We start from the raw sequence: 25650 nt of genomic DNA, 5'->3' as shown, positions 1-25650 counted from the left end.
ACTGCGTCCGAGCCCGGAGATCAACACCCAGTCGGTCAACTGCCGGGCGTGGTCGGACACTTCATCGTTCTCATCCGACATACCCGTCGAAGGAGCATCATGTCCCTCCCCCTGTCCCGCCGGATCGCCCGTGCCGCGCTGATCGTCGCTGCGGGAGCGGCTGCCGGGGTCGGTGCGGCCGGCTCCGCCAGCGCGGCCCCCGAACTGCCCGACGCCTCGAAGGCCGGACTGACCGCCCTGGACGGCGCGAGCGTCGTCGACGGCGCGACGCAGAACGCCACCGGGATCGCGGGCGGCGCCGTCGACACGGCCGTCGACAAGGCGCTGCCGACCGCGCAGAAGGCCAGTGGCAAGGTGACCAAGACCGGCGGCAAGGCCGCGAAGAAGGCCGTGCCGACGGCGGCCAAGGCCGGCAGCAAGGTCACGAAGAAGGCGACTCCCGCGGCGCAGCAGACCGCGGGCGGTGTGGCCGGGTCGGTCGGGGCCGTTCTCGGTGACGCGGCCGGGGCGGCCACGAAGGGCGGCGTGCCGACCACCGGGACCCTGCCGGTGCAGGCGCTTCCCCTCGCCTGACGGCCGGCCTCGGCCCGCTCGAACCGCCGACGGGGTTCAGGGAGTTCCCTGGGCCCCGTCGGCTTTCGGTGTGCCCTCTCGCGGGCGAGTCGACCGGTCTACCTCAGGCGCTGTACCGCTGCCCTGACCCGCTCGTCGGTCGCGGTGAAGGCCACCCGCACATGCCGGGCGCCCGCCTCGCCGTAGAAGTCGCCCGGGGCCACCAGGATGCCCAGCTCCGCCAGGTGGGCGACCGTCGTCCAGCAGGACTCGTCCCTCGTGGCCCAGAGGTAGAGGCTGGCCTCGCTGTGCTCGATGCGGAAGCCGTGGGACTCCAGGGCCTCGCGCAGGGCCGCGCGGCGGGCCGCGTAGCGGTCACGCTGGACGCGGACGTGCTCGTCGTCGCCGAGGGCAGCGATCACCGCCGCCTGGGTCGGCGCCGACGTCATCATGCCGCCGTGCTTGCGGATCTCCAGCAGCGGTGCCAGGACGGCCGGGTCGCCGGCCAGGAAGGCGGCACGGTAGCCCGCCAGGTTCGAGCGCTTCGACAGGGAGTGGACCGCGACGATGCCCTCGTACGAGCCGCCGTTCACGTCCGGGTGCAGGACCGAGACGGGGTCGGCCTCCCAGCCCAGCTCCAGGTAGCACTCGTCGGAGAAGAGCAGGACGCCGTGCGAGCGGGCCCACGCCACGATCCGCGTCAGCTCCGCCTTCGACAGCACCTTGCCGGTGGGGTTGGACGGCGAGTTCAGCCAGAGCAGCTTCAGACCCACGGGGTCCAGCTCGGTCGGGTCGTCGTAGACCTCGTGGTCGGCGCGGGCCAGGCGGGCACCCACCTCGTACGTCGGGTAGGCGAGCCGCGGGTGGGCCACCTTGTCGCCGGGGCCGAGACCCAGCTGGGTGGGGAGCCAGGCGACCAGTTCCTTCGAGCCGACGATGGGCAGGACGTGCCGGTGGGTGACCTCGCGGGCCCCCAGGCGGCGCTCCACCCAGCCCGTGATCGCGTCCCGCAGTGCGGGGGTGCCCCAGACGGTCGGATAACCCGGCGAGTCCGCCGCGTCGATCAGGGCCTTCTGGATCAGCTCGGGTACGGGGTCGACCGGCGTGCCGACCGACAGGTCGACGATGCCCTCCGCGTGTGCGGCGGCCGTCTTCTTGTACGGCTCCAGCTTGTCCCAGGGGAAGGTCGGGAGGCGGTCGGAGACTGCGGACACGGGATCGGGCTCACTTTCTGGTACTGCCGGACACGGCAACGCCTCGGTCCCGTACGGCGACAGGGCGATCAGGCCGTACGGGACCGAGGCGGCACGCTGTGCGGGTCGCCGACGGGGGTTACTCGGCCTGCGGCGGCAGCGCTGCGACGAACGGGTGGTCCCGCTCGATCAGACCCAGCTTGCTGGCGCCACCGGGCGAGCCGAGCTCGTCGAAGAACTCGACGTTCGCCTTGTAGTAGTCCTTCCACTCCTCCGGCACGTCGTCCTCGTAGAAGATCGCCTCGACCGGGCAGACCGGCTCACAGGCTCCGCAGTCGACGCATTCGTCCGGGTGGATGTACAAGGACCTGGAGCCCTCGTAGATGCAGTCGACCGGGCACTCCTCGATGCACGCCTTGTCCTTGACGTCGACACAAGGCTGCGCGATGACGTAGGTCACGCTGTCGTTCCTCCTCGATAGGGCGCTGGCGGGCCTCCACAGGCTCCGCCGCCTGGCGCGCGGGAGCGCGGCGTCGTCGATGCCCGCCCCTAGTATCTCCGTTCTTGGGCATGATCCGAACAGGAGGGGTGAACTGACCTGTGGAAATCTCAGCGACGGGGCGCTTCGAGGTCCGTATCACCGCTGCTGACGTGGGCAAACGGGTCTCTGTACGCCGCCTGGACAATCCTTCGGCCGAGGGTGAGAAGTTCACCGACACGGTGGGTGTTCTCGCATCATGGAACGACGGTGTGCTGCTGATCACACGGAAGAGTGGGGAGACCGTCCGTATCCCGGAATCCTCTGTGGTGGCGGGCAAGGTCGTGCCCGCCGCGCCGGCCCGTCGGCGCGGCCCTGCCGCCTCGTACCAGGAACTCGCGCATGTCGCCGCGCGCGCGTGGCAGCCGGTGGAGAGCGAACGGCTCGGCGAGTGGGAGCTGCGGGCCGCGTCCGGGTTCACCCGGCGGGCCAACTCGGTGCTGCCGCTCGGCGACCCCGGCATGCCGCTGCCGGCCGCGCTCGACGCCGTACGGCGCTGGTACGGCGAGCGTGGGCTTCCCGCATACGTCCAGACCGCGACCGGGGCCGAGGGCACGCAGGAGCTGCTGTGCGCGGAGCTGGAGCGGCTGGGGTGGGTGCGGGAGGTGACCGCCGAGATGTGGATCGGGGCGCTGGCGCCGATCGCCGACCTGGGCGAGCCGGCCGAGGTGTCCCGGGTGGTGCTGTCCCGGGAGGCGGACGAGGCCTGGCTTGCGCGTTACCGGCGCAAGGGGGTGAGCGAGGTGGCTCTGCAGGTGCTGGGAGGGGGGCCCGCCCGCCCGGGTGAAGCCCGCCGGGCAGGGCCGTCGGTGTGGTTCGCGACGGTCGCCGGTGAGGGCGGTGGTGCCCCCGCGGCGATCGGGCGGTGTGTGGTGGACGGCCGGTGGGCCGGGTTCGCCGCCGTGGAGGTCGACCCCGCGCTGCGGCGGCGGGGGCTGGCCACCCTGGTCATGGCGGCGCTGGCCGGGCGGGCCCTGGACGAGGGGGCGTCGGCGGCGTGGCTGCAGGTCGAGACGGACAACGTGGGCGCGCGGGGCCTTTACGCCGGGATGGGGTTCACCGCACACCACGCCTATCACCACTATCGATCACCGTGAGCAATCGCCGTCTCCAGCGGTACCGATCGCCGTGAAAGGGCACGAGCCAGCTATGCGTCCCCCCTACCCCCCACCGCCCGAGCGTTCCGCCGAGCTGCGCAGGCGGTTCGCCGAGGAGGCGCGGTCCGAGCGGCCCGACCTGTCCCTGCTGTGTCTGCTGGTGGGAGCCGAGGCGGACGGGGAGCTGGACGAGGTGGGGATGGACGCGGTGCAGGTGGAGCTGGACGGACTGGCGGGACAGCTGCCGTTCCGGCCCGGTGGGCCGCGGGCGTGGGCGGTCGCACTGCGGGACCTGCTCGGGGAGCGGTACGGGTATCGCGGCTCGGCCGCGGACTATCAGCGGCTCGAATCGTCGCTGCTGCACCACGTGGTGGTACGGCGGCGGGGGCTGCCCATTTTGCTGTCGGTGCTGTGGATGGAGGTGGCGCGGCGGGCGGGGGCCCCGGTGTACGGGGTCGCGCTGCCCGGTCACTTCGTCGTGGGGTTCGGCCCGGCCGAGGACCAGGTCTTGGCCGATCCGTTCGACGGGGGCCGGGTGCTGACGGGGAGCGATGCGCAGGTGCTGGTGGCGGGGGCCACGGGGGCGGCGCTGGAGCCGTCGATGCTGGCGCCGGCCGATCCCCTGGACGTGGTGCTGCGGATCCTGAACAACGTCCGGGCGTGGGCGGCCACGCGGCCGGAGCGGACGGATGTGGCGCTGTGGGCGGTGGAGTTGTCGCTGCTGCTGCCCTCGCATCCGGCGCGGCTGCGGTTCGAGCGGGCGCAGCTGCTCGTACAGCGGGGTGAGTTCGTCGAGGGGGCCGCGGAGTTGGAGGAGTACGCGGAGCTGGTCGGCGCGGTGGACGAGGGGGCCGCGGAACGGGTGCGGGAGCAGGCCCGGGCGGCTCGCGCGCTGCTGAACTGAGCTCGCCCTGCCTTGCCCGGCACTCGCGGTGCGTCAGCGGGTCGACTCCCGCGCGGGCGGGTCGTCCCGCACGCGGTCGTACGTCGAGAGGGGGCACCCGGCGTGAACCGGGTGCCCCCTCTCGTCGCCCTGCGGAGATCCGCTAGCCGGGGTTCGTCTCGATGACCGCCGTACGGTCGCTCTTGCTCCTCAGGGCCTCACGCAGGGCGACGTAGACGTCCTCCGGCGTGACCGCGGTCTTCTTGCCGTTGCCCCGGGTGATGAGCACGCCGTCGAAGGCACCGCCGTAGAGCTGCTTCAGGGCGGCCAGGTCGGGGGAGTCGACGAGCTTGCCGTTGACGGCCTTGACCCGGAGGAACTTCCACAGGGACTTCTCCGGGCTCATGAGGACGGGGCTCGCCCCCTGCGCCTGAACCGTCACGGGAGCGGACATCGCGGGCTCCGCGAACTCCTTCATCATCCGGTCGACCTCGGCCTTCGAGACCGTCGGCTGCTGTGTGGTCGTCGGGACGGTCACCGGGTCGGACGCACCGGTCTCGACCTGGGTGCGGAATGCCTGCTCGACCGCCGCGGTGGACTGGGCGACGTCGATGCCCTTGCCCGCCTTGCCGTAGACGGCCACGGCCTTGCCGGCCTGGAACTTGATCGTGCCCTCGGTCACCGAGCCGGAGCCGCCGGAGGCGTCCTCCAGGGCGGCGTGCAGCTTCTCCTCGTCGGTGGGCATGACCGGGTCGACGACCCGGTGGTTGCCGAAGAGGGAGCCGATGACCGAGATGGGGTTGTAGTCGCTGGTCGCGGCCGCGCCGACCGTCTGCTGCATGTCGAACTGCAGGCCGGCCTTGTCCGGCTCCAGGCTGACGGTCCTGCCGCCCACCGACAGCTTCAGCGGCTTGCCCACCTGCTCGTCGAAGGCGTCGTTGAGCTTCTTGACCGCGTCGTCACGGGTGCCGCCGCCGATGTCCACGCCGAGCACGGTGGTGCCCTTGGGCACGTCGGAGTGGTTCATCAGCAGGCCGGCGCCGTACAGGCCACCGGCGAGGACGATCACGCCGCCGCCGACCAGGGCGAGCTTGTTGCGGCCCTTCTTCTTCGGCGCCCGGGAGGCCGAGGCGTCCGACGAAGCCGGTTCGGGCAGCTTCGGGGGCGTGTGCGGCGCCGGTCCGTCGGGGCCGCCCGGGCCGAAGGGACCGCTCTGGGCGCCCGGCGGGACGACGGGGATGCCGCTGGTGACGGTGTGGCCGGAGACGTTGTCGGCCACGCCCCCGTAGTGCGGGGTGCCGGGCTCGGGGGCCGGCTTCTGCGGGGTGAGGATCGCGGTGTCGTCGCTCAGTCCGCCGGCGGGGCCGCGGCCCGCGGAGTGCGGGGAGGCGCCGGGGACGCCCGGGCCGGCGGGGCCGCTCGGGCCCTTGGGGCCGGCCGGGCCGGTGCCGGGAGCGCCGGGCCGGCTCGGGCCGGTGGAGATACCGGAGCCAGGACCGGCGGAAATGCCGGGGCCACCAGGACCACCCGGGCCGCCGGGGCCACCCGGGCCGCCGGGGCCACCCGGGCCGCCGGGGCCACCCGGGCCGCCGGGCCCGCGCAGCCCGCCCTGCGTGCCACCGGTGACCGGCGGAATCGCCGGGCCGTCGCCGGTGACCGGGCCGGTGGTCGGACCGGTGGGGCCCTGACCACTGCGGCCGTTCGGGCCGCCGAAGTCGCCGGGGCCGTTGAAGTCGGCGGAACCGTCGAAGCCGTTCGGGGCGTTGAAGTCGGCGGACGGGTCGTAGCCGCCCGGTGCGCCCTGGGCGCCGTAGCCGCCCGGGCCGTTCTGACCGCCCTGGCCGCCGCCGTTCTCCGAGAAGTACGGCAGGTCGTCGCGGCGTGCCTCACCGCCGGGACGGGAGCCCTCACCGTCGCCGTTGCCCAGCGGGCCCGCCGCCAGCGCCTCGGTCACGTCGAAGGAACCGGTCCCGCCGCCGTGCCCCGGAGCCACGGGACCGCCGGTCGCGCCGGGGAGCCCCGCGCCCTTCGCGCCGCCGGGGCGGGAGCCGCCCGGCATGCTCATCGAGCCGACGACACCACCGGGCCGCGCGGTACCCGCGCCCGGGCGCGCACCGCCGGGCGCGCCGGCACCGGGGGCCCCGGCAGCCGCGCCGCCGGCACCACCCGCACCGGGTCCCGAACCGCCGGACTGACCTGCGCCGTTGGACGGGGCGCCGCTCTGACCGGCCTTGCCCGGCGAGGACTTGCGCGGCGCGAACCAGTCGCTGGTCTTCTCCTCCGTCTGCGGCGCCGCCGGTTCGCCCGGGGTCTCGACGGTGCCCGTGGACGTGGAGGTCGCGGCGGTCGGGGCCGGCGCCTCGGTGTCCGTGCTCGCCGCGGAGCTGTCGGCTTCGGCGACGGGCTTGCGCACCACGACCGGCGGAATCGGCCGCGATCCGGGGATGTTGATCCGGATCCGGGTCGTCAGCGTGGTCTCGGTCTTGCGTTCCTCCGGCTGCGTGGCCGAACGGCCCGCGTCCGCACCGCTGTCGGAAGCCATGGGGGTCCCGTACGGCGGCGTGCCCGAGGGGTATGCGGCTCCGCCGCGCCCGTTGGGCCCGGAGGACGGAGTGTCAGTTTCACGACTCAAGGCAGGTTCTCCCGGTTGGCTCCGCCGCCCGTACCTCACTGCTTCGGGCGGCTCGGCGGCGCGCACCACCATACTGGCCACCTCTGTCCCGTATCCCACGACCGCTGGGGAAACCCACACCGGACTCGCACGAGCGCTTGGTGGAGAAGTGGTACGTCACTTGGCAAGTCGGACGTCGCCGCCGTCCGGTTGCCGCACCGGAGCGAGGGTGGCGCAGATCACAGCGACGGCCATACCTCCGAGCAGGAAGAGATAGGAGGAGGCGCTCGTGCCGAAGACGAAGTCGCCTTCGGGGCGGCTCGCGGTGAGCAGGATGACGGCGAGCATCCAGCCCCCGGCGGGCGCGACGGCCCCGGCCCGGCTGCCCACCAGCCGGCCACCGCCCAGGCAGAGCCCGGCCTCGCCCGCCAGCGCGAGCAGCAGGCCGCCCGGGAACAGCGCCGGCTGCACGAGCGCACCGGCCACTCCGACCACGGCGCCGAGCACGAAGAGTCCGAGGCAGGCGAGGACCCGCAGACCGGAGGGCCGCTTCAGCGGCTGGGCGAGCATCGAGCTCATGACGCCTCCTCGACGACGACACCGGCGAACAGGTCGGACTCGGGTCGCGCCGCCGGCTCCCCGCGTACCAATTGGTAGTACTCGGTGGTGAAGAGGGGTTGCGCGAGTTCGTTGGAGAGCGCGAAGTACAGGTCGGCCACGTCGATCTGGGTGGCGTGCGCGCGCATCGCGGCCGCCTTGGCGGCGGCGTGGGCGGTGCCGTCGACGACGGTGGTGACACGCTCGTCGTCGACGACGCCGGGGACGTCGTCGACGGTGGCGGCCTTGCCGAACGGCAGTCCGGGCAGATCCGCCTGAAGCCGGGCGAAGGCATCCTCGGCGACGGTCCGCGGGACGCGGTTCCAGTAGATCTTGGGGATGCGCCAGCCCGCGTCGTCGGCGAGTTCGGCCGCGCGCATGGCGATGCGGTGGGCCTGGATGTGGTCGGGGTGGCCGTAGCCGCCGTCCGGGTCGTAGGTGACCAGGACCTGGGGACGCACCTCCAGGATCACCTCGACCAGCGCCCGGGCCGCCTCGTCGACGTCGGCCTGCCACAGGCAGGCGGGGTCGTCGTTGTCGGCGATGCCCATCATCCCCGAGTCCTCGTAACGGCCCCGGCCGCCGAGGAGACGGAAGTCCTCGACACCGAGCTCGCGCATCGCGGCGGTGAGCTCACCCAGGCGGTGTTCGCCCAGCTCGGCGCCGGTCAGATGGCGCAGCTCGGGAGGGATGACCTCGCCGTGCTCGCCGAGGGTGCAGGTCACCAGGGTCACCTGGGCGCCCTCGGCCGCGTACTTGGCCATGGTCGCGCCGTTGTTGATCGACTCGTCGTCCGGGTGCGCGTGCACCAGGAGCAGACGCCGGGCGGGGTGTTCCGTCATGGGCCCAGCCTACGAGGCCGCTGTCTCCCGCCCCGTCCGGCCGCCGCCTCTCGAACGTATCCGTCACATGGTGTCCTCCGGAGGGTGCCCCGGCCAGAGTGTCCGGCCGGCGCGCGGGGAACAGGGCGGAACGGGCTCAGGCGGCAGCGGCAAGGGGAGTGTGGCAGTCACGGCAGTGTCCGGGGGTGGGTGAGCGGAAGGCGCGGTCGCAGCCGTCGCAGTTCTGGAGTGGGTGCCGGACGCGCGGTGGCGGGGCCGGGGTCGGGGCGCGGAACGGTGGTGGGGCAGGCAGCTGCGCGGTGAGGCGGTGGGCCAGAAGGGCGGCGGGTCGTCGTGGTCCTTCGGGCGGCAGGTCCGCGGTGAGGGCGTGGCGTACGGCGGCGGGGCTGACGTCGCGTTCGAGCCAGGCGGCGACGCCGGGAGCGAGGTGGGCGGTGTCGCAGGCGGAGAGGAGCAGGTGCGGGTCGTGGCGGCGGAGGTCGGAGAGCAGGTCGGTGGCCTGCTGGAGAAGGGCGGGGGCGGGGTGGGCGGGCTGGGGGACGGCGGGGAGGGGCTTCTTGCGGGGGGCCCGCTTCTTCGTCGGCGTCGGGTGTGGGTGCCGGGCGGGCGGCCCGTCGTGGGTGTGACGCCGGTTTCCTGGCTGATTGCAGGAGACGGTGCGGGTGACGATACGGCCGCCGGGGATGCGGGTGCGTTCGCGGCGCAGGTAGCCGTGGGTCTCCAGTTCGCGCAGGGCGGCGGCGATGCGGGTGGCGCCCTCGGGGAAGCGGGCGGTGAGGGTTTTGATGTCGACGCGGGCGCCCTTGGGCAGCGACTGGATGTGGCAGGCCAGACCGATCGCGAGGAGGGACAGCTCCGGGTGCTGGGTGAGGTGGTTGCCGATCACCGTGAAGCGGGTGGTGTGGCGGGTGTTGTCGTGGGTGAGGCCACCGCCGCTGCTGTGAGGCCGCCGGTTCGGGTGTTTGTTGGCGGCAGGGCCGGACTCGGCGCACGAGGGCGCGCTAGGGTTCTGCGTATCCATCGGGAAGCTCCTACTTCCTCGGTGGTCAGGCCCTCGCACTGGGATTGCCGTCCCGGCGGGGGCCGTCGCATGTCTGCGGTTGTGTTGCGCTGAGCGTATGTCCGGCAAGGGGCTGCGAATCCAGTTGAGTTGGCGATGTTCACCCAGGTGGGTGAGTTTGCGCCGCGGGCGGGAGGGGTGGGGCTTGGTCGGGTTCTTTCACCGTCGTGGTCCTTGGGAAAGACCGCCCCTCGCACCGGAGCACGAGCGGTCGGGTCTCGGTGGCGTGCCTACTTCGCACTCGGCCCACACCGTCTTGCGGGGATACGGTCCGGGGGCGGTGCCCCAGCGGTCGGCGAGCGCGTCGACGAGGACGAGACCTCGGCCGGATTCGGAGCAGGGGGCGGGGCGTTGCAGCCGTGGGAGACGGTCGCCCCGAGTGTCGGTGACCTCGATGCGCAGGGTGCCGCCGACGACGTAGAGGGTGAGCCGGAAGTCCCGACCGGGGACACGGCTGTGCGTGGCGGCGTTCGCCGCGAGTTCGGCCACGATGTGCGCCGCCGGGTCCAAGGGGAGCCCCCAGAAGCGGAGTTGTTCGGTGGCGAGCAGGCGGGCGAGGCGGGCTCCACGTGGGGTGGGCGACAACTGCACGCTGAAGTTGGGGCTGCACGCTTCGAGTGGGGTCTCGGGGGCGGCGGTTTCTTGATTCACATCACTCAGCGTGGTGGCGTGCGCCTACCGTGAACAGTGACGATGCCGTTGCGTACGGTGACTGTCCGGTGCTTGTCCGGTGGTGTCCGGGCTTGTCGGGGCGGGGTGTGCGGGTACGGAGCGGGTCGGTACGGCCGTACGACGGAGGGGCACGGAGATGTCGGTGGACGGTGAGGTCAGGCGGCTCAAGAGCGAGTCCGATGAGCCGGGTTGGGAGGTGGACCCGGACGACGACTGGGGTGTCGCCGTGGTCGCGACCGTGGGGCGGCAGCTGAAGCTGCGGCGGGAAGCGGTGGGGATGCGGGCCGCCGCGTTCGGGGAGGCGGTGGGGTACGGCGAGGACATGGTGTACAAGATCGAGGCCGGGAAGCGGATTCCTCGGCCTGAGTATCTGGACATGGCGGACGAGGTGCTGGGGGCTGGTGGGCTGCTCTCGGCGATGAAGGAGGACGTGAAGAGGGTTCGGTATCCGAAGAAGGTGCGGGACCTGGCGGAGATGGAGGCGAAGGCTGTCGAGTTGCTGTCCTACGGCAACCACAACCTCCATGGACTGCTTCAGACAGAGGAGCACGCAAGGTCCCTGCTGATGACCAGGCGTCCCGTGGCCCCAGAAGACCAGTTGGAGCAGGCCGTGGCGGCACGCATGGCCCGGAAGGCGATCTACGATCGCGCGCCAGCCCCTGAACTCAGCTTCGTCCTGGAAGAGACGACGCTGCGACGGCCGGTCGGGGGCAAGATGGTGTGGCGCAGGCAACTCGAACACCTGCTGGATGTAGCGCAGTTGCGGAACGTCGACATTCAGGTGATGCCGATGGACCGCTGGGATCATCCTGGGACAGGCGGCCGGATCCAAGTGCTGAAGTTCGGGGATGGCACAGCAGTTGGCCGTATGGACGACGAGTTCAACGGCCGTCCCGTCCACGACCCGAGGCAGCTGCGGGTCCTCGAACTGCGCTATGGCATCATCCGGGCCGAGGCTCTGACCGCACGGGAGTCACTGGCCTTCATCGAGCAACTGGTGGGAGACACATGATTCGCGAGGCCTCTACCGAGCTGGTGTGGTTCAAGAGCAGCTACAGCGACAGCAGCAACCCGAACGACTGTGTCGAGGTCGCCAACACCCCCGCCACCATCCACGTCCGCGATTCCAAGCACACCGCAGGCCCCCAGCTCGCCCTGACGCCGGAGGCCTGGTCAGCCTTCGTGCCCTTCGCGGCCGAAGACTGACAGCGGCTACTCGCCCTCCGCCTCCGGAACCTCGACCTCGCCGCCCAACGAGCGGCCGCCCGAAGTGTCGCGCAGGAGTGGAACAGGTCGGCCGGGGCGGGCTCCGGCCGGCTACGGTCCGGAACCCACGGGTCGGCGTGGCTCAGAACTTGATGCTGCCGATCATGCCCGCGATGTTCGTCGTCAGCTCACTGATGGTGGGCGCGACGGTCGAGGACGCCAGGTAGAAGCCGAGCAGCATGCAGACCACCGCATGCCCGGCTTTCAGCCCTGATTTCTTGATCAGCAGGAAGACGATGATCGCCAGCAGCACCACCGCCGAAATCGAGAGTGCCACGGCGGCTCACCTCCAAGAATCCCAGGCGCGGGGGGTCGGACTATGGGGGCAGATAAATCCATGCAGCAGCCAGCAGGTTCATACCCACTATGCGCTTGTGATCATAACTATCCGTCGGTGCGCATCGATCGGCGCACAGCCGCACAAGGGGGCGCACTGGCCAATATGGTCGGGGCATGACGACCGAGCCTGTCTCCTTCCCCCGACGGCACGCCCGCACCCAGAGGTTCACGCTCGGCGCGCCGCGCGCGTTCGCGGTGGCGCCCGACGGTTCCCGAGTCGCGTTCCTGCGCTCCTCCTCCGGCACGGACCCGGCGAACGCCCTGTGGGTGCTCGACACGGTGGACGGCGGGGAGCGCGTGGCGGCCGACCCTCGCGCCCTCCTGGGCGGTGCCTCGGAGGACCTCCCGCCCGAGGAGCGGGCACGGCGCGAGCGCAGCCGTGAGTCCGGCGCCGGCATCGTCGCCCACGCCACCGACAGCGCCGTGGAGTTGGCGTCTTTTGCCTTGTCAGGGCGGCTTTTCACAGCCGAGCTGCGGGCCGGCACGGCACGTGAACTCGTCGTCCCAGGGCCGGTGATCGACCCGCGCCCCTCCCCCGACGGACGGCACATCGCGTACGTCGCCCAGGGCGCCCTGCGGGTGGTGGGAGCCGAAGGTGAGGGCGACCGCGCGCTCGCCGAGCCGGAGTCGGACGGCGTCACCTACGGCCAGGCGGAGTTCATCGCCGCCGAGGAGATGGGGCGCCACCGTGGCTTCTGGTGGGGTCCGGAGTCGGACCTGCTGCTGGTGGCGCGCGTGGACGACACGCCGGTGAACCGGTGGTGGATCGCCGATCCGACGCGTCCGGAGCGGGAGCCGCAGCGGGTGGCGTACCCGGCGGCGGGGACCGCCAACGCGGACGTACGGCTGTTCGTGATCGGCCTGGACGGGGTGCGCACGGAGGTTTCCTGGGACCGGGCGCGCTATCCGTATCTGGCGCGAGTGCACTGGTCAGCGGCGGGTGCGCCACTGCTGCTCGTACAAGCGCGCGACCAGCGCAGCCAGCTCTTCCTGGCCGTGGACACGGCGACCGGGGCGACCCGGATGGTGCACGCGGACGAAGATCCACAATGGCTGGAACTTTTCCCTGGCGTGCCCTGCTGGAGCCCTTCCGGGTACCTCGTGCGCATCGCGGACGAGGGTGGCGCTCGCGTGCTCACGGTGGGCGAGCGGCCGTTGACCGGGCCACAGCTGCACGTCCGGGCGGTACTGGACGTCTCCGACGACGATGTGCTGGTCTCGGCGTCCGCGGGCCAGGCCGCGGCCGATCCCGGGACCGGTGAAGTGCACGTCTACCGGGTGAACGAGCTGGGCGTGGAGCGTGTGTCGCAGGAGCCCGGCGTGCACACGGCGGTACGCGCCGGGGGCGTGACGGTACTGGTGTCCCACACGCTCGATCGCCCCGGGGCTCGGGTGCGGGTGTACCGGGACGGGAAGCAGACGGCGACGGTCCGGTCCCATGCCGAAGATCCCGGTTTGCCCCCGCGCGTGACGCTCACCGAGGGGGGCGCACGCCGCATCCCGTGCGCCGTGCTGTTGCCTCGGAACCACCAAGGGGATGCCCCACTTCCGGTTTTGCTGGATCCGTACGGAGGTCCGCACGCCTCCCGGGTGGTCGCCGCGCACAACGCGTACCTCACCTCGCAGTGGTTCGCCGACCAGGGGTTCGCGGTGGTCGTCGCGGACGGGCGCGGTACACCCGGGCGTTCACCCGCCTGGGAGAAGGCGGTCCACGGCGACCTCACCGTCTCCCTCGACGACCAGATCGACGCCCTGCAGGACCTCGCCGGGTCCCACCCGCTCGACCTGTCCCGGGTGGCGATCCGCGGCTGGTCGTACGGCGGCTGGCTGGCAGGACTGGCGGTGCTGCGCCGGCCGGACGTCTTCCACGCGGCCATCGCGGGGGCCCCGGTGACGGACTGGCGTCTCTACGACACGCACTACACGGAGCGGTACCTGGGCGACCCGGCCGCACAGCAGGAGGCGTACGCGAAGAGCTCGCTGGTGACCGACGAGGGCCTCTCCTCCCCCGCCGAACCGCACCGTCCGCTGATGATCGTGCACGGCCTCGCCGACGACAACGTGGTGGTCGCCCACGCCCTGCGCCTGTCCTCGGCGCTGCTGGCCGCCGGCCGCCCGCACGAGGTGCTGCCGCTGTCCGGGGTGACGCACATGACCCCGCAGGAGCAGGTCGCGGAGAACCTGCTGCTGCTCCAGGTGGACTTTCTCAAGCGGTCGCTGGGAACGGCCTGAACAGCAGCGGACCGGGGTGCATGACGCGCCCCGGTCCGCTTACGGCACCCGCACGGCCGTACGCTGTTCAGCCTGACGCGTCCGTATATCGGGATCGGGTCGGCGAAGTTGCCTGCGTGTTAACGCAGTTCGTGGGTGTTTGTACGGCTATCGGGTCTCGGAAGTCGGCTGCCGGCCGTCCGCCGTCGGCCGTCCGGTGCCGGCCGTCCGGCGTCGGTCATGACTCCACCTCCGCCGGAACCACCGACTTCTCCTCCGCGAAGTGACAGGCGGAGGGGTGTGCCTCGGGCCCTCCCGTCCCCCACAGGTGAGGCGGCGGCGCGAGCTCCGGTACCTCCTGGGCGCAGCGGTCCCGGGCCTTCCAGCAGCGAGTGCGGAAGCGGCAGCCGGAGGGGACGTTCGTCGGGGACGGGACGTCGCCCGCGAGGATGATGCGCTCGCGCAGCTCGCGGGCCTCCGGGTCGGGTACGGGCACCGCGGAGAGCAGGGCCTGGGTGTAGGGATGCGTCGGGTGGTCGTAGATCTCGGTGTCCCTGCCGGTCTCCACGATCCGGCCGAGGTACATCACAGCGACCCGGTCGGAGATGTGCCGGACGATCGACAGGTCGTGGGCGATGAAGACGTACGACAGGTCGAACTCGCTCTGCAGGCGGTCCATCAGGTTGATGACCTGGGCCTGGACGGAGACGTCGAGCGCGGAGACCGGTTCGTCGGCGACGATCACCTCGGGGCGCAGGGCGAGGCCGCGGGCGATGCCGATGCGCTGGCGCTGGCCGCCGGAGAACTGGTGCGGGTAGCGGTTGATGAACTCGGGGTTCAGACCGACCACGTCCAGCAGGTCCCGCACCCTGCGGCGCCGGTCGCCCTTCGGGGCGACCTCGGGGTGGATGTCGTACGGCTCCCCGATGATGTCGCCCACCGTCATCCGGGGGTTGAGGGAGGTGTACGGGTCCTGGAAGACCATCTGGATGTTGCGGCGTACGGCCTTCAGGGCGCGGCCGGACAGCCTGGTGATGTCCTCGCCCTTGTACGTGATCGAACCGGCCGTCGGGCGTTCCAGGTTGACCAGCATCTTGGCGACCGTCGACTTGCCGCAGCCGGACTCGCCGACGATGCCCAGGGTCTCGCCGCGGTGCAGGGTGAAGTCGACGCCGTCGACCGCCTTCACCGAGCCGACCTGCTTCTTGAAGAGGATGCCCTGGGTGAGCGGGTAGTGCTTGACGAGCCCGCTGACCTCCAGAATCGGCTCAGCCATTCAGGCACTCCCTCCAGAAGTGGCAGGCACTCGTCCGGTCCGCGCCCGACTCGGTGACGTCGTACGAGGGTGGAACGTCGGTACGGCACACGTCCTGGGCCATGGGGCAGCGGGGGTGAAAGGCGCAACCCCCCGGGATGTCCATGAGGTTGGGGGGCAGGCCCTTGATGGCGTAGAGCTCCCGGCCCTTGAGGTCCAGGCGCGGGATGGAGTCCAGCAGGCCACGGGTGTACGGGTGGGCGGGCGCCTTGTAGATGTCGTGGACCGGCGCCGACTCCACGATCCGGCCCGCGTACATGACGGCGATCCGGTCGGCCACGTCGGCGACCACGCCGAGGTCGTGGGTGATGAGGACGAGCCCCATGCGGTACTCGCGCTGCAACTCGGCGAGCAGGTCCATCACCTGGGCCTGGACGGTGACGTCGAGGGCGGTGGTGGGCTCGTCGGCGATGACGAGCTTGGGTTCGAGGGCGAGCGCCATCGCGATCATGATGCGCTGGCGCATGCCGCCGGAGAACTGGTGGGGGTACTGCTTGACGCGCTCCCCGGCGGCCGGGATACGCACCCGGTCCATCAGCTCGACGGCCTTGGCCCGGGCGTCCTTCCTCGACATCCCCCGGTGCACGACGAACATCTCGCCGAGCTGGTCCCCGACGGTCAGTACGGGGTTCAGCGACGACAGGGCGTCCTGGAAGATCATCGCCATCTCGGCGCCGCGGACCTTGCGCCGCTCCTCCTCTTTCAGCTTCAGCAGGTCCCGCCCCTCGAAGAGGATCTCGCCGCCCGTGATGCGCCCCGGAGGCATGTCGAGGATCCCCATCACCGCCTGCGCGGTCACCGACTTCCCGGACCCGGACTCGCCCAGCACGGCGAGGGTCTCGCCCGCGTCCACGCCGTAGTCGACCCCGTTCACGGCTCGGGCGACGCCGTCCCGGGTCCGGAACTCCACCTGAAGGTCGCGAACTTCCAGCAGCATGACGCGGGTTCACCTCAGCTTCGGGTCCAGGGCGTCGCGGACCGCGTCGCCGAGCATGATGAAGGCCAGGACCGTGACGGCGAGGGCGCCGGAGGGCCAGAGGAGGGCGTGGGGGGCGTTGCGGATGTACGGGGAGGCCGCGGAGATGTCGATGCCCCAGGAGACGCTCGGGGGTTTCAGGCCGACGCCCAGATACGACAGGGTCGCCTCCAGGGCGATGTAGGTGCCGAGCGCGATGGTCGCGACCACGATCACCGGAGCGACGGCGTTGGGCGCGATGTGGCGGAGCAGGATGCGGGAGTTGGACGCGCCCAGGGCGCGGGCGGCCTGCACGTAGTCGTTCTCCTTGGCGGTGATGACCGCGCCGCGGGCGATACGGGAGATCTGGGGCCAGCCGAGCAGCACGATGAAGCCGATGACCGGCCAGACGCTGTTGCTGGTCACCACCGAGAGCAGCACCAGGCCGCCGAGGATCACCGGGATGGCGAAGAAGACGTCGGTGACACGGGAGAGCAGCGAGTCCGCCACCCCGCCGAAGAACCCGGCGAGCGCGCCCAGCACCGAGCCGAGGACCGCCACCCCCAGCGTGGCACAGACGCCGACCACGACGGACGTACGGGCGCCGTAGACGGTGCGCGTGTAGACGTCGCAGCCCTGGCCGTCGTAGCCGAAGGGGTGACCGGGCGAGGAGCCCTGCTGGGCCTTGGCGAGGTCGCACTTGAGGGGGCTGCCGGAGGCGATCGCCGAGGGCCACAGCGAGATGACCACCAGGAAGAGGATGATCAGGCCCGAGACGATGAAGACGGGGTTGCGTCGCAGATCGCGCCAGGCGTCCGACCAGAGGCTGCGGGGCCGGCCCGCGTCGGCCGGCGCGGCGGCCGGGTCCTGCCCCGCCGGGCCGGCGGGGTGCGTCCGCTCGGGCGTCCGCGCCTCGCCGGAGGTCAGGTCCACGGCACCTGCGATACCGCTTGAGGCGATCGCGCCCTCGGGTGACAACGGCTGCTCAGGCATAGCGGATCCTCGGGTCCAGTACGGCGTAGAGGAGGTCGACGACCAGGTTGCAGAGGAGGAAGACGAGGACGAGGACCGTCACGAAGCCGACGACCGTCTGTGTGTTCTGGCGCAGGATGCCCTGGTAGAGCTGGTAGCCGACGCCATGGATGTTGAAGATCCGCTCCGTGACGATCGCGCCGCCCATGAGGAAGCCGATGTCGGCTCCGATGAAGGTGACGACCGGGATGAGGGAGTTGCGCAGGAGGTGCCGGGTGACGACCCGGCGTCGGGGCAGCCCCTTCGCGACGGCCGTACGGACGTAGTCGGAGCGCCGGTTCTCCGCGACGGAGGTGCGGGTCAGCCGGGTGACGTAGGCGAGGGAGACCGAGGCGAGGACCAGGCCCGGCAGGATCAGCTCGCCGAAGGGGGCGGCCGGGGAGACGGACGGCCTGATCCATCCCCACTCGACGCCGAGCAGCAGCTGGAGCAGCAGCCCGGTGACGAAGGTGGGGACGGAGATGACGACGAGGGTCAGCAGCAGGACCCCGGTGTCGACCGGGCGGCCGCGGCGCAGGCCGGTGAGGACGCCCAGCGTGATGCCGATGACGACCTCGAAGAGGACGGCGACGATCGTGAGGCGGAAGGTGACCGGGAAGGCCGTCGACATCAGCTCGGTGACTTCCTGGCCGTTGAACGCCGTACCGAAGTCTCCGGTGAAGACGTTCCCCATGTAGGTCAGGTACTGCTGCCACACGGGCTTGTCGAGGCCGAACTCCCGCTTGAGCTGGGCGGCCGTCGCCGGGTCGCACTGCCGGTCGCCGCACAGGCCCGCGATGGGGTCGCCCATCACGTTCACCATGAGGAAGATCAGCAGCGTGGACCCGATGAACACCGGGACCATCTGCAGCAGGCGCCGCACGACGTACCGCCCCATGGCGGGCTCAGCCGACCTTGATCTCGTTGTAGACGGGCACGCTGAACGGGTTGAGGGCCACGTTCGACAGGCGCTCGGACCAGCCCGCGCTGCCGTTCTGGTACCAGAGCGGGATGGACGCCATGTTGTCCCGGACGACCTCCTCGGCCTTCTGGAACATCTCCACGGCCTTCGCCGGGTCCGTTTCGGCGTTCGCCTCGTCGACGAGCCGGTCGAACTCCTCGCTCGACCACTTGCCGTCGTTGGAGGAGGCGTTGGTGTAGTAGAGCGGCTGGAGGAAGTTCTGGGGCAGGGGGTAGTCCATCTGCCAGCCGGCCCGGAAGGGACCGGAGAGCTTCTGGGTCGTGCTCTTGCTCCTGAAGTCGGCGAAGGTGCCGATGGGGTTGCCGACGCAGGCCCGGTCGTCGTCCAGGGCGTTGTTGATGGAGTTGCAGACGGCGTCCACCCACAGCTTGTGGGAGCCGGTGTCGGCGTTGTACGTGATCTTCACCTGGCCGCCGGGCAGCCCGCCGCCCTCCTCGATCAGCTTCTTCGCGGCGGCCGCGTCGTACTGGCACCACTCACCGCACAGCCCCTCCTTGTAGCCGCCCTCCTTGCCGAGGACGGGTGAGGTCCAGTCGGTGGCGGGGGTGCGGGTCCTGTGGAAGATGGTGTCGGTGATCTGCTCGCGGTCGATCGCGCGGGACAGCCCCTTGCGGACCTTGACCGAGCCGGCCTTGTTCCATTCCTTGTCGTAGTGGGGGAAGGACAGGGTCTGGATGATGCCGGCCGGGGTGTTGAGGTAGCGGTCGCCGAGGTCGGCCCTGACGTTCTTCAGCTGCTGGGCCGGTACGTCGTCGACGAGGTCGAGGTTGCCGGCCATCAGGTCGGTGTAGGCCGTGTTGTTGTCGGTGTAGACCTTGAGGGTGACGCCGCCGTTGCGGGCCGCGTCGTCGCCCGGGTAGGCGTCCCACTTCGTCAGGCGCATCTCGGAGCCCTTGGTGTACGACTCCACGGTGTAGGGACCGTTGCCGACGGGCTTGGCCAGCCAGGCGTCGTGGTCCTCGTAGAAGGCGCGTGGCAGCGGGACGAAGGCGTTGTAGCCGAGGGTGTCGGGGAAGCTGGAGAACTTCTGGCTGAGCCTGACGGTGAAGGTCCGCTCGTCGACCACCTTCAGCCCGGACATCGTGGAGGCCGTCTGCTCGCCCTTCTCCGGGTGGACCCGGTCGTAGCCCTCGATGTAGCTGAAGAAGTACGCGTTCTTCTGGTTGTTCCTCAGGCTCGCCCCGTAGTTCCAGGCGTCCACGAACGACCTGGCGGTGACCTTCTCGCCGTTGCTGAAGGTCCAGCCGTCCTTGACGGTGACGGTGAAGTTCTGCGAGTCGGTGGTCTCGATCCGCTCGGCGAGCATGTCCTCGGCCTCGCCCGTCTTCGGGTCGTACTGCTTCAGCCCCCGGAAGATCATGGAGAGCACCTTGCCGCCCTGCACCTCGTTGGTGTTGGCCGGCTCCAGCGGGTTCTGCGGATCCGTCCACGAGGAGGTGAGCACCGCGCCGCTGTCACCGCCGCTGCCGGCCCCGCTCCCGCAGGCCGCTGTCGCGAGTGCGACGACCACCGCGCAGGCGGCCCACCGGGCATGTGTGACTGACCGCATCGAGTGCCTCCTCCGGTACTGATCCCTTACGGGCCAATATCGAGTCAAAAGGCACATAGCGCACATCAGCTCCGGCCAATGGAGCAACGTGCCGTCAGGGCACACGAAGCCGTTGGAGCGACGAAACGGACTTCTCCCCACACGCCTCCCGGCCGGGTCGGTGGATCTTCCGCAGGCGACGCAATGGATCTTCAGGATCCGATGCGGAACCGTTTTGTTTCGACCCCGCGATGTACACATTTCGACACAGGAGCGTCCGCATATCGAACCTGTTGCCGGATTAGTCCAGTTGGTCCGAGTCAAGGCACGACTCGATCACGTTGCGCTACCCGCGTAGCTACGGAATGGTCAAGACAGGGTAAAGAACGTAAAGAGACAACCAAGTCGGCCGAGAATTTATTGACCTTGAATGAATTGCGTTGAAAAAGTCCGGCGTAGCCCGTAGGGGAGCGTGCCCTGCGGAGTCATCAGACCCTCCCTTGGGCCAGGAGCACCATGACCCCCCCAACTCCATCCGCGGCTGCCCCGCTTGAGGCGACTGACGAAAGCATCGACAAGTCGCCTTCGCCCTCCACCCCTAAGGGCAACGAGAGCCGCTCGCCTGGACGGCTGGCGTGGAACCGCTTCAAGCGGGACCGCACGGGCGTCATATCGGCGTACATCGTGATCTTCTTCTTCGTGATCGCGCTCGCCGCTCCGCTCATCGCGAAGCTGTACGGCAAGGACCCGTACACCACATACGCGAGCGAGCGGCCTGAGCTGCTCAACGCCTTCTCGTACCCGGCGGGTCCGAACGGCGGCATCAGCTCGGAGTTCTGGTTCGGTATCGAGCCTCAGCTCGGGCGTGACGTCTTCACCTTCCTGCTCTACGCCATCCGCACCTCGCTGGGCATCGCCCTGGCCGCCACCCTGCTCACCGTGTTCCTCGGTGTGGTCATCGGTGTCACCGCGGGCTATCTCGGCGGCAAGACGGACTACCTCGTGGGCCGGATCATCGACATCCTCCTGTCGTTCCCGTCCACGCTCTTCTTCATCGCCTTCATGCCGGTCGTGTACGGACTCTTCGTCGCCGCCGACGACGAGATCCCGACCTGGCTGCGAGCCACCGGCCTCATCATCGTGCTCTCCGCCTTCGGCTGGGCGTCCATCGCCCGACTGCTGCGCGGCCAGGTACTCGGCCTGCGCGAGCGGGAGTTCGTCGAGGCGGCCAAGGTCACGGGTGCGTCACCGCGGCGTATCGTCTTCAAGGAGCTGCTGCCCAACCTGTGGACGCCGATCATCATCCAGTCCACGCTGATGCTCCCGGCGTTCGTCACCGCTGAGGCGGGTCTCGCCTTCCTCGGGGTCGGCATGATCGACCCGACTCCCGACTGGGGCGTCATGATCCAGCGGGGCGCGATGTTCTACACCGAGGACATCACCTTCATGCTCTTCCCGGGCATGTCCATGGTGATCTTCGTCCTCGCGTTCAACCTGCTCGGCGACTCGGTACGTGACGCTCTCGACCCGAAGTCCAAGCGCTAGCTCCGGCCCACTTCAGGACCACGGCGAAGGCGCCGGGGTGCCGGATCTGTCTCATCACTCCCACTTCAAGGCAGGAAGCCATGTCCTTCTCCCGTAGAAACTTCCTCATCGCCACCGGCGTCGCCGCGGCGTCGACCTCGGTGCTCAGCGCCTGCAGCAGCGGCAACGAGGGCGGCTCCGGGCAGAACGACGCCCCCAAGGTCAGCGGCTCCAAGACCATCGCGATCCCGGTCGGCACCAAGGCCGACTCGGTCGGTCCGGCCGCCGAGGTCAAGGGCGCCGCCACGGGCGGAACGATCTACTCGCTCCAGCAGTTCGACATGGACCACATGGACCCGGCGCAGATCTACGTCTCCACCGAGGGCGCCATCACCGTGCCGATCATGCGCGGTCTGACCGGCTACAAGCTGGACGACAAGGGCGGCGCCACCCTGGTCGGCGACGCCGCGACCGACGCCGGCACCATGAAGGACGGCGGCAAGACCTGGTCCTTCACCCTGAAGGACGGCCTGAAGTGGGAGGACGGCTCCGACGTCTCCATGGACGACGTCCGCCACACCTTCGAGCGCCTCTTCGCCACCTTCATCACCGAGGGTCCGCGCTACGTCCAGAACTGGCTGGAGGGCGGCGAGAAGTACAAGGGCCCGTTCGACGGCAAGAGCCTCGACTCCATCGAGATCGACGGCAAGACCGTCACCTTCCGCCTCAACGAGCCCCGCACCGACTTCAACTACACGCTCGCGATGCGTGGTTACTCCCTGGTCTCGAAGAAGAAGGACACCAAGGAGAAGTACGACAAGCGTCCGTTCTCCTGCGGCCCGTACAAGATCGGGGACCGCCAGATCGGCAAGTCGATGACCTTCGTGCGCAACGAGCACTGGGACCCGAAGACGGACCCGATCCGCAACGCCTACCCGGACAAGTACGTCTTCCAGTTCGGCTACGAGCTGGTGGCGTCGACCGACCGCTGGATCGCGGACAAGGGCAACGACCAGTACGCGGTGCCGATCTTCAACGAGGTCGCCCCGGAGCGCGTCGCCCAGGTGCTCACCAACCCGGAGCTGAAGAAGCGCGTCCTCACCGCGGTCGACACGGCCACCTACTACTGGCCGATCAACATGACCCGTGTCAAGGACCTCAAGGTCCGACAGGCCATCAACTACGCCTGGCCGCACCAGCAGATCCAGACCATCTCCGGCGGCAAGGCCACCACCGAGGTCGCCACCACGATCCTCGCCCCCGTGACGCCCGGCTACTCCAAGTTCGACCTGTACGGCGTGGACAAGAAGCCGGGCGGCAACCCCGCGAAGGCGAAGGCCCTGCTGAAGGAGGCCGGCAAGCTCGGGTACAAGCTCGTCATCGCCTTCCAGCAGTCGGACACCCAGGTGAAGACCGCCGTCGCCGTCAAGAACGCGCTGGAGGCGGCCGGCTTCGAGGTCGTCACCAAGCAGGTCGACAAGTCGACGTTCTACACGCAGATCGGCAAGATCGACAACGACTTCGACCTGTTCGGTGCCGGCTGGAGCCCGGACTGGCCGAACGGCTACTCCGTCTTCTACCCCTGCTGGAGCGGCAAGAACATCGGCGACGGCCGCAGCAACTACGCGCAGCTGAACGACCCGAGCATCAACAAGGCCATCGACGCCGCCTCCCGGATCGCGGACGTGGAGGAGGCCAACAAGGCCTGGGGCAACATCGACAAGATGATCAACGAGCAGGCCGCGGTCGTTCCGGACTACCACAAGATCCGTAACTACATCTACGGCTCCAAGGTCGGCAACGTCATCTGGGACAGCGCCAACACCTGCGTCGCGCTCAACAAGCTCTACGCCAAGAAGTAACCGAGCGACATCCCTTGGGGCGGCCATCCCGTATGGCCGCCCCTGCGGCCCACCCCCCTCTACTTCCCTCCCGGCGACGGCGCCCCGTCCGGAAAGTCACGCCTCATGTTCCGCTTCCTTGTCCGCCGAGTCACCGGCGCGCTGGTCATCCTGTTGATCATCAGCGCCATCACCTTCTGGCTCTTCTACGCCGTGCCGCGTGACCCCGCCATGATGTCCTGCGGCAAGAACTGCACGCCTGAGAACCTTGAGCAGATCCGGAAGAACCTGGGCATCGACAAGCCGATCCCGGCGCAGTACTGGGCGTGGCTCGTGGGCATCTTCGCCGGACGGGACTACGCCGGTTACGGCTACTGCAACGCGCCTTGCCTCGGCTACTCCTTCGCCAACAACGAGCCCGTCTACGGCACGATCATGGACCGTCTGCCGACGACCCTCTCGCTCGCGTTCGGCGCTGCCGTCGTCTTCCTGATCCTCGGAATCGGCGCGGGCATGCTCGCGGCCCTCAAGCAGGGCCGGTTCCTGGACAAGTTCGCCAGCTCGGCCTCGCTGCTCGGCTCCTCGCTGCAGATCTACTTCGTCGGTTACATCGCCATGTTCTTCTTCGTGGCGCAGCTGGGGTGGCTCGACCAGCCGCAGTGGACTCCGCTCACCGAGAATCCGGTCGCCTGGTTCTCGGGGCTCCTGCTGCCCTGGTTGGTCCTCGCGATCATCTTCACCGCCAACTACACCCGCATGACCCGCTCGCAGCTCGTCGAGCAGTTGAGCGAGGACTACGTCCGCACGGCACGGGCCAAGGGCCTGTCCCGCTCGAACGTGTTCTTCCGGTTCGCCTGGCGGGGCGCGATGGGTCCCATCGTCACGGTGTTCGGCATCGACCTCGGCACCCTGGTCGGCGGTGCCATCATCACCGAGTCGACCTTCAGCCTTCCCGGCATCGGCCGGCTCGCGGTGAAGTCCGTGGACCAGAGCGACCTTCCGATGCTGCTGGGTGTGACCCTGCTGGCGGCCGGCGCGATCGTGTTCTTCAACATCATCGTGGACGCCGTCTACGCCCTCATCGACCCGCGGATCCGGCTCGCCTGACCTCCGCCCCCACTCCCGACCCCTCGCATCACCCCCCAGGAGCGTCCCCGTGACGAGCACCGATCAGCAGCCCTTCCTCTCCGTCAGGGACCTGAAAGTCCACTTCTCCACCGAGGACGGCATCGTCAAGGCCGTCGACGGGCTCACCTTCGACCTCGCCAAGGGGCAGACGCTCGGCATCGTGGGTGAGTCGGGCTCCGGCAAGTCCGTCACCAACCTGACGATCCTCGGCCTCCACGACCGCGACCGCACCGCGATCGACGGAGAGATCCTGCTGGACGGCAAGGAGCTGCTCACCGCCACCGAGAAGGAGCTGGAGCGGCTGCGCGGCAACAAGATGGCCATGATCTTCCAGGACGCGCTGGCCTCGCTGTCGCCGTACCACACGATCGGCACGCAGATCAGCGAGACGTACCGCAAGCACACCGGTGCCTCCAAGAAGGAGGCCCGGGCGCGGGCGATCGAGATGCTGAAGCGGGTCGGGATCCCCCAGCCGGACGTGCGGGTCGACGACTACCCGCACCAGTTCTCCGGCGGTATGCGTCAGCGCGCGATGATCGCGATGGCGCTGGTCTGCGACCCCGAGCTGCTGATCGCCGACGAGCCGACCACCGCCCTGGACGTGACAGTGCAGGCCCAGATCCTGGACCTGCTCAAGGAGCTCCAGCAGGAGTTCGGCACGGCGATCATCTTCATCACGCACGACCTCGGCGTCATCGCCGACATCGCGGACGACGTGCTGGTGATGTACGGCGGCCGGTGCGTGGAGCGGGGCACCAAGAAGGAAGTGCTGAGCGACCCCCAGCACCCTTACACAGTGGGGCTGTTGAGCTCCATGCCGAGCCTCGAGGGATCGGTCGACGTGCCGCTGACCCCGATCCCGGGCTCGCCGCCCTCGCTGCTCAACCCGCCCTCCGGGTGCCGCTTCCACCCGCGGTGCGCCTTCGTGGACAAGGTCCCGGGCGGACTGTGCTCCACGGAACGGCCGCTGCTGGACGTGGTGGACGGCCGGGGCTCCGCCTGCCACCTCCCCGCGGAGCAGCGGGGGGATCTCTTCGCCGACTTCGCCGCCTCGCGGCACTGACGTACACGAGACGGGACATCACCATCATGAGCAACGCGCAACCGCTCCTGGACGTCAGCGGTCTGACCAAGCACTTCCCGATCAAGGGCGGCTTCCCGATCAAGCGCACCGTCGGCGCCGTCAAGGCCGTGGACGGCCTCGACTTCCAGGTCGCCGAGGGCGAGTCCCTCGGTCTGGTGGGCGAGTCGGGCTGCGGCAAGTCGACGACGGGCCGGCTGATCACCCGGCTCCTGGAGCCGACCGGCGGCAAGATCTCCTACCGCGGCCAGGACATCACGCACGCGGGCCGCAAGCAGCTGGCGCCGATCCGGTCCGAGATCCAGATGATCTTCCAGGACCCGTACGCCTCGCTGAACCCGCGGCAGACGGTGGGCAAGATCATCTCCGGGCCGATGGAGATCAACGACATCAACCCGGCCGGCGGCCGCGAGAAGCGGGTCCG

At 69.9% G+C, this 25650-nt stretch carries 24 protein-coding genes; 11 read left to right on the top strand and 13 right to left on the bottom strand.

The annotated features are described in order from the left end of the window. Positions 1-99: 99 nt before the first annotated feature. Positions 100-573, top strand: a complete 474-nt coding sequence (locus ACWCPI_RS38000; RefSeq protein ID WP_451042529.1) for an ATP-binding protein — start codon at positions 100-102, stop codon at positions 571-573. Between the two features lie 98 nt (positions 574-671). On the opposite strand, the gene ACWCPI_RS37995 is transcribed toward ACWCPI_RS38000, so the two are convergent. Further along, positions 672-1766, bottom strand: a complete 1095-nt coding sequence (locus ACWCPI_RS37995; protein WP_451042528.1) for a bifunctional succinyldiaminopimelate transaminase/glutamate-prephenate aminotransferase — start codon at positions 1764-1766, stop codon at positions 672-674. A gap of 118 nt (positions 1767-1884) precedes the next feature. Beyond that, positions 1885-2205: a ferredoxin gene (fdxA, locus tag ACWCPI_RS37990; protein WP_003998156.1), complete on the bottom strand. Its 321-nt coding sequence runs from the start codon at positions 2203-2205 to the stop codon at positions 1885-1887. Positions 2206-2345: 140 nt separating this feature from the next. On the opposite strand from fdxA, the gene ACWCPI_RS37985 reads away from it, so the two are divergent. Beyond that, positions 2346-3380: a GNAT family N-acetyltransferase gene (locus ACWCPI_RS37985; RefSeq protein WP_451042527.1), complete on the top strand. Its 1035-nt coding sequence runs from the start codon at positions 2346-2348 to the stop codon at positions 3378-3380. A 52-nt stretch (positions 3381-3432) separates the two neighbouring features. Continuing rightward, positions 3433-4284, top strand: coding sequence for a transglutaminase family protein (locus ACWCPI_RS37980; RefSeq protein WP_451042526.1), 852 nt, complete (start codon positions 3433-3435; stop codon positions 4282-4284). 142 nt (positions 4285-4426) lie between these two features. Here ACWCPI_RS37980 and ACWCPI_RS37975 read toward each other — a convergent pair whose 3' ends face one another. From ACWCPI_RS37975 to ACWCPI_RS37955, 5 genes are all read right to left on the bottom strand, one after another. Next, positions 4427-6895: a hypothetical protein gene (locus tag ACWCPI_RS37975; RefSeq protein ID WP_451042525.1), complete on the bottom strand. Its 2469-nt coding sequence runs from the start codon at positions 6893-6895 to the stop codon at positions 4427-4429. A 156-nt stretch (positions 6896-7051) separates the two neighbouring features. Continuing rightward, entirely contained in the window at positions 7052-7453 is a 402-nt protein-coding gene (locus ACWCPI_RS37970) for a DUF6113 family protein (protein WP_451042524.1), read from the bottom strand. Continuing rightward, positions 7450-8313, bottom strand: coding sequence for an N-acetyl-1-D-myo-inositol-2-amino-2-deoxy-alpha-D-glucopyranoside deacetylase (gene mshB / locus ACWCPI_RS37965; protein WP_451042523.1), 864 nt, complete (start codon positions 8311-8313; stop codon positions 7450-7452). The genes ACWCPI_RS37970 and mshB overlap by 4 nt, the downstream gene beginning before the upstream one ends. Positions 8314-8449: 136 nt before the next feature. After that, on the bottom strand, positions 8450-9334 hold the full coding sequence (locus tag ACWCPI_RS37960; protein WP_451042522.1) for a helix-turn-helix domain-containing protein: 885 nt from the start codon (positions 9332-9334) through the stop codon (positions 8450-8452). 198 nt (positions 9335-9532) lie between these two features. Next, positions 9533-10024 (bottom strand): ATP-binding protein, encoded by a 492-nt coding sequence (locus ACWCPI_RS37955; protein ID WP_451042521.1) that lies wholly within the window; start codon positions 10022-10024, stop codon positions 9533-9535. A 157-nt stretch (positions 10025-10181) separates the two neighbouring features. On the opposite strand from ACWCPI_RS37955, the gene ACWCPI_RS37950 reads away from it, so the two are divergent. Next, the gene (locus ACWCPI_RS37950) at positions 10182-11057 is read left to right on the top strand and encodes a helix-turn-helix domain-containing protein (RefSeq protein ID WP_451042520.1); all 876 of its coding nucleotides are present in this window, start codon (positions 10182-10184) and stop codon (positions 11055-11057) included. Continuing rightward, positions 11054-11251 carry a DUF397 domain-containing protein gene (locus tag ACWCPI_RS37945; RefSeq protein ID WP_451042519.1) on the top strand — a complete coding sequence of 66 codons (198 nt, stop codon included), beginning with the start codon at positions 11054-11056 and terminating at the stop codon, positions 11249-11251. Before ACWCPI_RS37950 ends, ACWCPI_RS37945 begins: the two co-directional genes overlap by 4 nt. A 142-nt stretch (positions 11252-11393) precedes the next feature. On the opposite strand, the gene ACWCPI_RS37940 is transcribed toward ACWCPI_RS37945, so the two are convergent. Continuing rightward, positions 11394-11588 carry a hypothetical protein gene (locus tag ACWCPI_RS37940; RefSeq protein ID WP_019755516.1) on the bottom strand — a complete coding sequence of 65 codons (195 nt, stop codon included), beginning with the start codon at positions 11586-11588 and terminating at the stop codon, positions 11394-11396. 176 nt (positions 11589-11764) lie between these two features. Here ACWCPI_RS37940 and ACWCPI_RS37935 point away from each other — a divergent pair, with 176 nt between their 5' ends. Then, complete coding sequence (locus tag ACWCPI_RS37935) at positions 11765-13882, top strand: prolyl oligopeptidase family serine peptidase (protein WP_451042518.1); 2118 nt, start codon at positions 11765-11767, stop codon at positions 13880-13882. 217 nt (positions 13883-14099) lie between these two features. Here ACWCPI_RS37935 and ACWCPI_RS37930 read toward each other — a convergent pair whose 3' ends face one another. Genes ACWCPI_RS37930 through ACWCPI_RS37910 form a run of 5 tightly spaced genes read right to left on the bottom strand, consistent with a single transcriptional unit; the run spans position 14100 to position 19673 of the window. After that, on the bottom strand, positions 14100-15137 hold the full coding sequence (locus ACWCPI_RS37930) for an ABC transporter ATP-binding protein (RefSeq protein ID WP_451042517.1): 1038 nt from the start codon (positions 15135-15137) through the stop codon (positions 14100-14102). After that, entirely contained in the window at positions 15130-16113 is a 984-nt protein-coding gene (locus ACWCPI_RS37925) for an ABC transporter ATP-binding protein (protein ID WP_451042516.1), read from the bottom strand. The genes ACWCPI_RS37930 and ACWCPI_RS37925 overlap by 8 nt, the downstream gene beginning before the upstream one ends. Positions 16114-16122: 9 nt before the next feature. Continuing rightward, positions 16123-17124, bottom strand: a complete 1002-nt coding sequence (locus tag ACWCPI_RS37920; RefSeq protein WP_451042515.1) for an ABC transporter permease — start codon at positions 17122-17124, stop codon at positions 16123-16125. Further along, positions 17117-18040: an ABC transporter permease gene (locus ACWCPI_RS37915; protein WP_451042514.1), complete on the bottom strand. Its 924-nt coding sequence runs from the start codon at positions 18038-18040 to the stop codon at positions 17117-17119. Before ACWCPI_RS37915 ends, ACWCPI_RS37920 begins: the two co-directional genes overlap by 8 nt. 7 nt (positions 18041-18047) lie before the next feature. Next, the gene (locus ACWCPI_RS37910; RefSeq protein ID WP_451042513.1) at positions 18048-19673 is read right to left on the bottom strand and encodes a peptide ABC transporter substrate-binding protein; all 1626 of its coding nucleotides are present in this window, start codon (positions 19671-19673) and stop codon (positions 18048-18050) included. A gap of 495 nt (positions 19674-20168) precedes the next feature. Between ACWCPI_RS37910 and ACWCPI_RS37905 the strand changes: the two genes are divergently transcribed. The 5 genes from ACWCPI_RS37905 to ACWCPI_RS37885 all read left to right on the top strand — a co-directional run. Next, positions 20169-21197, top strand: a complete 1029-nt coding sequence (locus ACWCPI_RS37905; RefSeq protein ID WP_451042512.1) for an ABC transporter permease — start codon at positions 20169-20171, stop codon at positions 21195-21197. A gap of 80 nt (positions 21198-21277) precedes the next feature. After that, positions 21278-23038 (top strand): ABC transporter substrate-binding protein, encoded by a 1761-nt coding sequence (locus ACWCPI_RS37900; protein ID WP_451042511.1) that lies wholly within the window; start codon positions 21278-21280, stop codon positions 23036-23038. Positions 23039-23143: 105 nt separating this feature from the next. Then, positions 23144-24124 carry an ABC transporter permease gene (locus ACWCPI_RS37895; RefSeq protein WP_451042510.1) on the top strand — a complete coding sequence of 327 codons (981 nt, stop codon included), beginning with the start codon at positions 23144-23146 and terminating at the stop codon, positions 24122-24124. Between the two features lie 49 nt (positions 24125-24173). Continuing rightward, positions 24174-25208, top strand: a complete 1035-nt coding sequence (locus ACWCPI_RS37890) for an ABC transporter ATP-binding protein (RefSeq protein ID WP_388802197.1) — start codon at positions 24174-24176, stop codon at positions 25206-25208. A gap of 26 nt (positions 25209-25234) precedes the next feature. Beyond that, positions 25235-25650: ATP-binding cassette domain-containing protein (locus tag ACWCPI_RS37885; RefSeq protein WP_451042509.1), on the top strand; the 416-nt coding region annotated here is incomplete at its 3' end.

It is taken from the genome of Streptomyces sp. NPDC001920 (assembly GCF_053594495.1).
This window is presented reverse-complemented; position numbering and strand designations above follow the sequence as displayed.

Excerpts from the sequence above, each read along its gene's own strand:
- ACWCPI_RS38000 (WP_451042529.1), top strand. The coding sequence starts at position 100 with ATGTCCCTCCCCCTGTCCCGCCGGATCGCCCGTGCCGCGCTGATCGTC.
- ACWCPI_RS37980 (WP_451042526.1), top strand. The coding sequence starts at position 3,433 with ATGCGTCCCCCCTACCCCCCACCGCCCGAGCGTTCCGCCGAGCTGCGC.
- ACWCPI_RS37970 (WP_451042524.1), bottom strand. The coding sequence starts at position 7,453 with ATGAGCTCGATGCTCGCCCAGCCGCTGAAGCGGCCCTCCGGTCTGCGG.
- mshB (WP_451042523.1), bottom strand. The coding sequence starts at position 8,313 with ATGACGGAACACCCCGCCCGGCGTCTGCTCCTGGTGCACGCGCACCCG.
- ACWCPI_RS37960 (WP_451042522.1), bottom strand. The coding sequence starts at position 9,334 with ATGGATACGCAGAACCCTAGCGCGCCCTCGTGCGCCGAGTCCGGCCCT.
- ACWCPI_RS37950 (WP_451042520.1), top strand. The coding sequence starts at position 10,182 with ATGTCGGTGGACGGTGAGGTCAGGCGGCTCAAGAGCGAGTCCGATGAG.
- ACWCPI_RS37945 (WP_451042519.1), top strand. The coding sequence starts at position 11,054 with ATGATTCGCGAGGCCTCTACCGAGCTGGTGTGGTTCAAGAGCAGCTAC.
- ACWCPI_RS37935 (WP_451042518.1), top strand. The coding sequence starts at position 11,765 with ATGACGACCGAGCCTGTCTCCTTCCCCCGACGGCACGCCCGCACCCAG.
- ACWCPI_RS37930 (WP_451042517.1), bottom strand. The coding sequence starts at position 15,137 with ATGGCTGAGCCGATTCTGGAGGTCAGCGGGCTCGTCAAGCACTACCCG.
- ACWCPI_RS37925 (WP_451042516.1), bottom strand. The coding sequence starts at position 16,113 with ATGCTGCTGGAAGTTCGCGACCTTCAGGTGGAGTTCCGGACCCGGGAC.
- ACWCPI_RS37920 (WP_451042515.1), bottom strand. The coding sequence starts at position 17,124 with ATGCCTGAGCAGCCGTTGTCACCCGAGGGCGCGATCGCCTCAAGCGGT.
- ACWCPI_RS37915 (WP_451042514.1), bottom strand. The coding sequence starts at position 18,040 with ATGGGGCGGTACGTCGTGCGGCGCCTGCTGCAGATGGTCCCGGTGTTC.
- ACWCPI_RS37910 (WP_451042513.1), bottom strand. The coding sequence starts at position 19,673 with ATGCGGTCAGTCACACATGCCCGGTGGGCCGCCTGCGCGGTGGTCGTC.
- ACWCPI_RS37905 (WP_451042512.1), top strand. The coding sequence starts at position 20,169 with ATGACCCCCCCAACTCCATCCGCGGCTGCCCCGCTTGAGGCGACTGAC.
- ACWCPI_RS37900 (WP_451042511.1), top strand. The coding sequence starts at position 21,278 with ATGTCCTTCTCCCGTAGAAACTTCCTCATCGCCACCGGCGTCGCCGCG.
- ACWCPI_RS37895 (WP_451042510.1), top strand. The coding sequence starts at position 23,144 with ATGTTCCGCTTCCTTGTCCGCCGAGTCACCGGCGCGCTGGTCATCCTG.